This window comes from Streptomyces sp. SAS_281, assembly GCF_052542855.1.
The window spans coordinates 1-9621 of the sequence record NZ_JBMNDO010000193.1 but is presented as its reverse complement, the minus strand read 5'-3'; the positions used below and the strand labels follow the sequence as shown (position 1 = coordinate 9621).

Below are 9621 nucleotides of genomic sequence, written 5' to 3'. Positions count from 1 at the left end.
ACGAACCGACACACCCAACCGCTCGTCCAACACCTTCACGACCGCGTCGAACGCCTCCGCGAACACCGGGAACACGCCATACAACTCACGCCCCATCCCCACCCGCTGAGCACCCTGACCCGTGAACAACACAGCCACACGACCACGCCGAACCCGGTCCACCACACGACCAGAACCCGACACCACCGACTCAAGGCCACTCACCAACGCATCCCGGTCCGCACCCACCACCACAGCACGGTGCTCCAACGACGCACGCGACGTCGCCAGGGAGAACGCCGCGTCGACAACGTCCAGCCCGGGACGGGACCCGACATGCGCGAGCAGCGCTGCCGCCTGCGCCCGCAGCGCCTCCGCGCTACGGCCCGACACCACCCACGGCACCACCGGCAACCCGGCGGCCGCGACCTCGGCAGGCTCTTCGACCGCAGGCGCTTCTTCGAGGATCACGTGCGCGTTCGTCCCACTCAGACCGAACGACGACACACCCGCCCTACGCGGACGACCCTCCACAACCGGCCAGGCGACCTGCTCCCGCAGAAGCCGCACGTCGCCCGCCGACCAGTCCACCTCGGGCGACGGCTCATCCACATGCAGCGTCGACGGCAGCGCACCCTCGCGCAACGCCATCACCATCTTGATCACACCTGCCACACCAGCAGCCGCCTGCGTATGACCGATGTTCGACTTGATGGAGCCGAGCAGCAGGGGGCGGCCCTCCGGCCGGCCCTGGCCGTACGTCGCCAGCAACGCCTGCGCCTCGATCGGGTCACCCAACCGCGTACCCGTACCGTGCGCCTCCACCGCGTCCACATCGGCGGTGGTCAGACCGGCCGCAGCCAGAGCCTGCTGAATGACACGCTCCTGCGACGGACCATTCGGAGCCGTCAGACCGTTCGACGCACCGTCCTGATTGACCGCCGAACCACGCAGCACCGCCAGTACCCGGTGCCCGTTGCGACGGGCGTCCGACAGCCGCTCCAGCACCAGCACACCCACACCCTCGGAGAAGCCGGTCCCGTCGGTGGCGGAAGCGAAGGACTTGCAGCGGCCGTCGGCGGCGAGGCCGCGCTGGCGGCTGAACTCCACGAAGAGTTCCGGGGTGGACATGACGGTGACACCGCCGGCCAGCGCCAGCGAACTCTCACCCGAACGCAGCGACTGCGCCGCCAGGTGCATCGCCACCAACGACGACGAACACGCCGTGTCCACCGTCACCGCCGGCCCCTCAAGACCAAGGGTGTACGAGATGCGGCCGGAGGCGATGGCCCCGGTGCTGCTGTTGTACTTGTAGTCGTGGGACATCATTCCGGCGAAGACGCCGGTCGGGGTGCCCCTGAGCGACAGCGGGTCGATGCCCGCGCGCTCCAGCGCCTCCCACGACGTCTCCAGCAGCAGCCGCTGCTGCGGATCCATCGACAGCGCCTCGTTGGGGCTGACGCCGAAGAGGTCGGCGTCGAAGTCGCCCGCCCCGTAGAGGAATCCGCCGTGGCGGACGTAGCTGGTGTCCTCACGGGACGAGGTCGGGTCGTACAGCTCCGTCAGGTCCCAGCCCCGGTCCCCGGGGAACTCGCCGATCGCGTCGGTCTCCTCGGCGACGATCCGCCACAGGTCCTCGGGCGATTCCGCGCCGCCCGGGTAGCGGCAGCTCATCGCGAGGATGGCGATGGGCTCGTCCGTCGTGACCGCGGCACGGTCGGGTGTGCCCGCGGCACCGGACGTCGGGCCGGCGGCGGCGCCGTCGAGTCCGCCGATCCGGGTGAGGAGGTGGCGGGCCAGCACCAGGGGGCTGGGATGGTCGAAGACCAGGGTCGCCGGCAGGCGCAGACCGGTCGCGTCGTTGACGGCGTTGCGGAACTCGACGGCGCGCAGGGAGTCGAAGCCCAGGTCCTTGAACGCCCTCTCCGGCTCGACCGCCGACGCGGAGCTGAAGCCGAGCACGTCGGCGACCTGGCGCAACACCACGTCGAGCACGGCGGCCTCGCGTGCGTGCGGGGCGAGTGCGGCCAGTCGCTGGGCCAGGCCGCCCGCCTCGACGCCGGTCCCGGCGCGGCGGCGCCGTACACCGGGGACCAGGGTGCGGAACAGTTCCATCATGGTCTCGCCCTGCGCCCGCAGGGTGGAGAGGTTCAGCCTGGCGGCGACGACGGCCGGCACGGGGAGGCGGAGGGCGCCGTCGAACAGGGCGAGGCCCTCTTCGTCGGAGAGGGCGACGACGCCGGTCCGTCCGATGCGGCCGCGGTCGTCGGTGCTCAGGTCGCCGGTCATGCCGCTGCCCTGGGCCCACATGCCCCAGGCGAGCGAGTGTGCGGGGAGCCCCTGGGCGCGCCGGTACGCCGCGAGGGCGTCCAGATAGGCGTTGGCGGCCGCGTAGTTGCCCTGGCCCGGGTTGCCGAACACGCCGGCCACCGAGGAGAACAGCACGAAGAAGGCGAGTCCGGCGTCCTGCGTGAGGTCGTGCAGGTTCCAGGCGGCGTCGGCTTTGGGCCGCAGCACGGTGTCGACGCGTTCGGGCGTCAGCGAGCCGATGATGCCGTCGTCGAGGATGCCCGCGGTGTGCACGACACCGACGAGCGGCCGGTCGGCGGGCACATCGGCCAGCACGGCGGCCAGGGCGTCCCGGTCGGCCACGTCGCAGGCGACGATGTCGGTCTCGGCGCCCAGGGTGCGCAGCTCGTCGACGAGTTCCGCCGCTCCCTCGGCGGCGGCTCCGGAGCGGCTGGTGAGCAGCAGGTGGCGTACGCCGTGGGCGGTGACCAGGTAGCGGGCGAACAGCCGCCCGAGCATGCCGGTGCCGCCGGTGATGAGGACGGTTCCGTTCGGGTCGCAGGAGGGCGGCTCCGCCTGGTCGGTCCCGGACGTGGTGACCAGGCGCGGGGCGTGCGGGGTTCCGGCGCGCAGCGCGATCTGGGGTTCGCCGGTACCGGTCAGCATGGGGAGCACGGCGTCCAGGCCGGTGCCGGTTTCGAGGTCGGCGAGGAGGATGCGGCCCGGGTTCTCGGACTGGGCCGAGCGCACCAGGCCCCACACGGCGGCGCCTGCGAGGTCCACGGCCGGCTGGTCACCGGCCGGCACGGCATCGCGGGTCACGACGAGGAGCCGGGAGGCGGCGTACCGCTCGTCCGTGAGGAACGTCTGGAGGACGCCCAGTACGCGGTGTGCCGCCGCGTGGACGGCCCGCGGGTCGGCGGCCGGGTCCTCGTCGAAGGTGAGGACGGTCAGGTCGGCGGCCTGTTCCTCGTCGCCGACGGCGCCCCAGGCCCGTGTGGTCGGGGAGCCGTGGGTGACGACGGGCACGGGGGTCCACTCGACGCGGTACAGCGCGTCGTTGAGGGCGGCGTCGCCCTGGGCCGGCCGCTGTTCGGCGAGCTTGCGCAGGGCCAGGGCCTCGGCGGTCAGGACGGGCCTGCCGGCGGGGTCGGTCACGAGGACCGCGACGCTGTCCTCGCGGACGGGGGTGACCCGGACCCGTACCCCGGCGGCGCCTTCGGCGTGCAGCGTGACACCGGTCCAGGCGAAGGGCAGCACGGCTTCGTCGCCGGCGATGCGGGACAGGCCCACGGTGTGGAGCGCGGCGTCGAGCAGGGCCGGGTGCAGGCCGTAACCGTCGGCGCGGACACCGGAGGGGAGTTCGGCCTCGGCGAAGATCTCGTCGCCCGACCGCCACACCGTACGCAGGCCCTGGAAGGCGGTTCCGTAGGTGAGCCCCGCCGCGGCGAGGGAGTCGTAGTACCCCTCGGTGTCGACGGGCTCCGCGCCGGCCGGGGGCCACTGGGTGAGGCCGGTGTCCTCGGTGGCGGCCACGGGCGCGAGGACACCGCTGGCGTGCCGGGTCCAGCCGGCGCCGGTGCCCTCCGCCCGGGCGTACACGTTGACCGTGCGCCGCCCGGTGGCGTCCTGGGCGTCCACCGCCACGTGCAGGGCGACCGCGCCGCGGTCCGGGACGATCAGCGGGGCCTCCAGGGTCAGCTCGTCGACTCCGGCGCAGCCCACGTGGTCGCCCGCCCGCACGGCGAGCTCCAGGAAGCCGGTGCCGGGGAAGAGCGTGGTGCCGTCCACGACGTGGTCGGCCAGCCACGGGTGGGTCCTGAGCGAGATGCGGCCGGTCAGTACGACGGTGCCGGCGTCCGGTGACGCGACGGCGGCGCCGAGCAGCGGGTGGCCGACCGGTTCCAGGCCGGCGCCCGCGACGTCGCCGAGATCGGTCGAGGGCTTGATCCAGAACTGCTCGCGCTGGAACGCGTAGGTGGGCAGAGCCACCGTCGCGCCGGTGGCGGACGCGGTGAAGAAGTCGCTCCAGCGGACGGGTGCGCCGTGGACGTACGCCTCGGCCAGCGAGGTCGCGAAGCGCTCCATGCCGCCCTCGTCACGGCGCAGGGAACCGACGGTGGCGGCGGTCGCGCCCGCGTCCTCGATGGTCTCCTTCATGCCGACCAGCAGCCCGGGGTGGGGGCTGCTCTCGATGAAGATCCCGAACCCGTCGGCCAGCAGGGCACGGGTCGTCTTCTCGAACAGGACGGTCTGGCGGAGGTTGCGGTACCAGTACTCGGCGTCCGTCACGGCACCGTTCAGCCGCTCGCCCGTCACCGTCGAGTAGAACGGTACGGAGGGCTCCAGCGGGCGCACATCGGCGAGCACCTGGAGCAGACTGTCCCGGATCTCCTCCACGAACATCGAGTGGGAGGCGTAGTCCACGGGGATGCGGCGGGCCTGGATGCCCTCGGCGTCCAGTTGCTCCTTCAGCTCGTCCAGCAGTTCGCCGTCGCCGCACACCACGGCGGACCGGGGGCCGTTGACGACGGCGAGCTGGAGACGTCCGTCCCAGCCGCGCAGCCGCTCCGCCGCCTGCGCGGAGGGCAGAGCCACCGACATCATGCCGCCACGGCCGGCGAGTTCATGGCGGATGACCTTGCTGCGGAGGGCGACGACGCGTGCGCCGTCCTCCAGCGAGAGGGCGCCGGCGACACAGGCCGCGGCGATCTCGCCCTGCGAGTGCCCGACGACGGCGTCCGGCTCCACGCCGCGCGCCCGCCACAGTGCGGCCAGGGACACCATGACGGCCCACAGCGCGGGCTGCACGACGTCCACCTCGTCCAGGGTGGGAGCGTCGGGTTCGCCGCGCAGTACGGCCAGCAGGTCCCAGTCCACGAACGGGGCCAGCGCCTTGGCGCACTCATCCAGCCGTGCCGCGAACTCCGGGGCCTGCTCGAGCAGTTCCACTGCCATGCCGCGCCACTGGGAGCCCTGGCCGGGGAAGACGAACGCGACCTTGGCGTCGTTGACGACCGTGCCGCGCGCCCCGAGCGGGCTCTTGCCGCCGTCGGCGAGCGCGTCGAGACCCTCCAGCAGACCGTCCCGCCGGGCGCCGAGCACCACCGCACGGTGCTCCATCCGCGCCCGGGTGGTGACCAGGGCCCGGCCGATGTCGGAGTCCGAGAGCTCGGAGTGTTCGCGCACGAAGGCGGCAAGGCGGGCCGCCTGTGCCTTGAGGGCCTCACCGCCGCGGCCCGAGACCACGAACGGCAGCACGCCACCGCCCGCCGCCGGGATCTCGTCGGTCACCGTGTCGCCGGTGTTCCCGGCGGCCGCGGGGCTCATGGAACCGGCTGCCTCGGTGTCCTCCGCGGCGGGCGCCTCCTCCAGGATCACATGGGCGTTGGTGCCGCTCAGTCCGAACGCGGACACACCGGCCCGGCGCGGGCGGTCCACGCGCGGCCAGTCCCTCGCCTCGGTGAGAAGCTCGACGGCGCCCGCTTCCCAGTCCACGTGGCGGGAGGGTTCGGTGACGTGCAGGGTCTGCGGAAGCCTGCCGTTGCGCATCGCCATCACCATCTTGATGACGCCGCCGACCCCGGCCGCCGCCTGGGCGTGGCCGAGGTTCGACTTCAGGGAGCCCAGCCACAGCGGGTCGTCCGGGTCGCGGTCGCGGCCGTAGGTGGCGAGCAGCGCCTGCGCCTCGATCGGGTCGCCCAGGGTCGTACCGGTGCCGTGCGCCTCCACGGCGTCGACCTGTGCGGCGGTGACGCGCGCGTCGGCCAGTGCCTCTCGGATCACCCGCTGCTGCGCGGGGCCGTTGGGCGCCGTCAGCCCGTTGGACGCGCCGTCCTGGTTGATCGCCGAGCCCTTGATCACGGCGAGGACCTGGTGGCCGTTGCGCCGCGCTTCCGACAGCCGCTCCAGGAGCACCACGGCCGCGCCCTCGGACCAGCCGGTGCCGTCCGCGGCATCCGAGAACGCCTTGCAGCGCCCGTCCGCCGACAGCCCCTTCTGCCGGCTGAAGGCCACGAACGGGGCGGCGGTGGACATCACCATCACGCCGCCCGCCAGCGCCATCGTGCAGTCGCCGCGCTGGAGGGCGCCGACCGCCAGGTGCAGGGCGACGAGGGACGAGGAGCAGGCGGTGTCGACGGTGATCGCCGGGCCGGCCAGTCCGAGGGTGTACGCGACACGGCCGGATATGACGGAGGCGGCGCTGGCCGTGGCCATGTATGCCTCGACCAGGTCGGAAGCGGCGCCGGCCACGTCCCCGTAGTCCTGGGCACCCGAACCGACGTACACGCCGACCGGACCGCCGCGCAGCGTCTCCGGGTCGATCCCCGCCCGCTCGAACGCCTCCCAGCACACCTCCAGCACGAGCCGCTGCTGGGGGTCGGTGGCCAGGGCTTCGTTGGGGCTCATACCGAAGAAGCCGGGGTCGAAGGCGCCCGCGTCCCTCAGGAACCCGCCGCCGCGCACATAGTTCGTCCCGCCGCCGTCCGGCCCCTCGCCGAGCAGCTCCTCGAGGTCCCAGCCCCGGTCCTCGGGCAGGCCGGTGATGGCGTCCCGGCCCCCGTCGACCAGGTCCCACAGGTCCTCGGGCGAATTGACGTCGCCGGGGAAGCGGCAGCTCATCGCCACGATGGCGACCGGCTCCTGCTCCCCGCTCTCCAATTCGCGCAGCCGGTGCCGGGTCTGGTGCAGATCAGCGGTGACCCGCTTGAGGTAATCGAGCAGCTTGTCGTCGTTCGCCATGTCAGTCCCACGAATCCTTTGTCCGGCGGCCACGTTCCCAGCGATCAGGCGAGGCCCAATTCCTTGTCGATGAAGTCGAAGACGTCATCCGCGGAGGCCGACTGGAGCTGATCGCTCACATCGCCGCCGATTTCCCCGTCACTTCCGGTCAGCCGCCCGAGGAGCGCCTGCAGCCGACCGCTGATGCCCATGCGCTCGATCTCCTCCGGGGCGAGTGCCGCCACCGTGGTCTCCAGGCGGTCCAGTGCCGCGAGCGCCGGCAGCTCTCCGGTGTCGCCGTCCTGGCACAGCTCGGCACGCAGGAAGCCGGCCAGAGCCGTCGGACTCGCGAAGTCGAAGACCATGGTGGCCGGCAGCTTCCTGCCCACCGACTTCGTGAGCCGGCTGCGCAGATCGACCGCGGCCACCGAGTCGAATCCGAGGTCGTCGAAGGCGCGGGTCGCGTCGACCGCGCCCGGCGCGTCGTACCCGAGCAGCTCCGCCACATGCGTCCGCACCAGGTCGAGCAGCGTCCGCTCCTGGTCGGCGGCCGACATCGCGGCCAGCTGCCCGACGAGCCCCGAATCCTCCGCCCCGGCCGTGTCGTCGTCCGCCGCCAGGGCCGCCCGGGCCTCCGGCAGTGCGTCCAGCAGGGGCCGGGGGCGGGCGAGAGCGTACGTGGGCGCGAAACGCGACCAGTCGAAGTCGGCGACGACGACGTGGCCCTCGCCCCGTCCCAGCACTTCGCGCAGCGCCCCGACCGCCCGGCGCGGGCTCATGGCGGGCGCCCCGATCCGCCGGCCCATCGCGCTGACCTCCGCGTCGACCATGCCGGCCTCCCACGAACCCCACGCGATCGATGTCGCGGCGAGGCCGCGTGCCCGGCGGTGGTGGGCGAGCCCGTCCAGATAGGCGTTGGCGCTGCCGTAGGCGGCCTGGCCGGCGCTGCCCCACACTCCGGCGCCCGAGGAGAACAGCACGAAGGCATCCAGCGAGCGGTCGCCCAACAGCTCGTCCAGGTGGGCCGCGCCGAGCACCTTCGCCCGTGCCACTTCGGCGAGTTCGCCGAGGGTCATGGCCGTGAGCGGGCCCGGGCTCTGCGCCGCCCCGGCGGCGTGCACCACCGCCGTCAGCGGCCGGTCCTCCGCGATGCCGCCGATCAGCCGTCCGAGCGCGTCGCGGTCGGCCACGTCGCAAGCGGCGACGGTCACCCGCGAGCCCAGGGCCTCCAGTTCGGCGCAGAGCGCGTCCACGCCCTCGGCGGCCCGTCCGCTCCGGCTGGTGAGCAGCAGGTGCCCGGCGCCGTCGGCCGCCATCATGCGGGCCACATGGGCGCCCACGCCGCCGGTGCCGCCCGTGATCAGCACGGTTCCGTTCCCGGCGTCGCCGGACGGTCGTGCCGCGTCGAGCGCGGGGCGCCGCGCCGCGGGAACGGCGGCGAGCGGGGCGCGCACCAGTCGGCGGGCGTAGACCCCGTCGGGACGCACGGCGACCTGGTCCTCGCCGCCCGGCCGCGCGGCCAGTACGTGGCACAGCCGCCGCGCGGCGGTGTCGTCCACGTCGGCGGGCAGGTCGACCAGCCCGCCCCACACGTCCGGCTGGTCCAGCGACAGCCCGATGCCCAGGCCCCACAGGGCGGCCTGCCGGGGGCTGGCGACCTCGGCGGAGCCGTGGACCGCCACCGCGCCCGTCGTGGCGCACCACAGCGGCGCGCCGATGCCCGCGTCGTCGAGCGCCTGCACCAGGAGCAGGGTCGCGGCGGTGCCGCGCGAGAGCTCCGGGTGGGCGTCGTGGGGCCGGTCGTCGAGAGCGAGGAGGGACAGGACACCGGCCGGTCCCCCGGCGGCGGTACGCAGCCGCTGGGCCAGCGCGTCCCGGTTTTCGCCGGCGCCCTCCATCAGCACCACCTCGGCACCGCGGCGCGTGAGCGCACCGGTGATCGCGGTGACCGGCTGGTCCTCGCCCCGGCCGTCGGGCGCCACCACGATCCACGGTCCGGTCGGACCGGCCTCGTGCGCCTCCGCGATCCGGTCCCAGGCGATCTGGTACCGCAGGTCGTCCGCATCGGACGGCTGGCGGTACGCGGACGCCTCGGCGGCGAAGTCGTACCAGTAGGGCTTGCGTTGGAAGGCGTAGGTGGGCAGGTCGGTGGTACGGGCGGAGGTACCGGCGAAGTACGCCCGCCAGTCGACCTTCACCCCCCGGGCGTACAGCCGCCCGAGGCCGGTGAGCAGCTCCACGACCTCGTCACGGTCACGACGCTGGACCGCTACGAACGCGACCTCATCGACATCACCGTCACCGTCGCCGTCCGGGGTGACGCACTCGGTACCCATCGGCACCAGCGCGGCATCCGGCCCCAACTCCACGAACGTCGTCACACCACGACCCGCCAACGTCCCCACCGCATCCGCGAACCGCACCGGCCGGCGAACCTGGTCGACCCAGTACTCGGCCGTCGACCACTCCCCTTCCACCGCGAGACCGGTGACCGTGGAGACCGCCGCCACCCGCGCCTGCCCGTAGGTCACGGACTCGGCGACCTCACGGAACTCCTCCAGCATCGGCTCCATCAACGCCGAGTGGAACGCATGCGACACCGCCAGCCGCTTCGTCTTGCACCCCTGAGCG

Annotated in this window: 2 protein-coding genes; both read right to left on the bottom strand. The window is 73.4% G+C overall.

What is annotated here, in order from left to right:
• Positions 1-7011, bottom strand: a 7011-nt coding sequence (locus ACN6LM_RS36775) for a type I polyketide synthase (RefSeq protein WP_445069772.1), incomplete at its 3' end; no start/stop codon positions are given.
• 44 nt (positions 7012-7055) lie between these two features.
• Positions 7056-9621, bottom strand: a 2566-nt coding sequence (locus tag ACN6LM_RS36770) for a type I polyketide synthase (RefSeq protein WP_445069771.1), incomplete at its 5' end; no start/stop codon positions are given.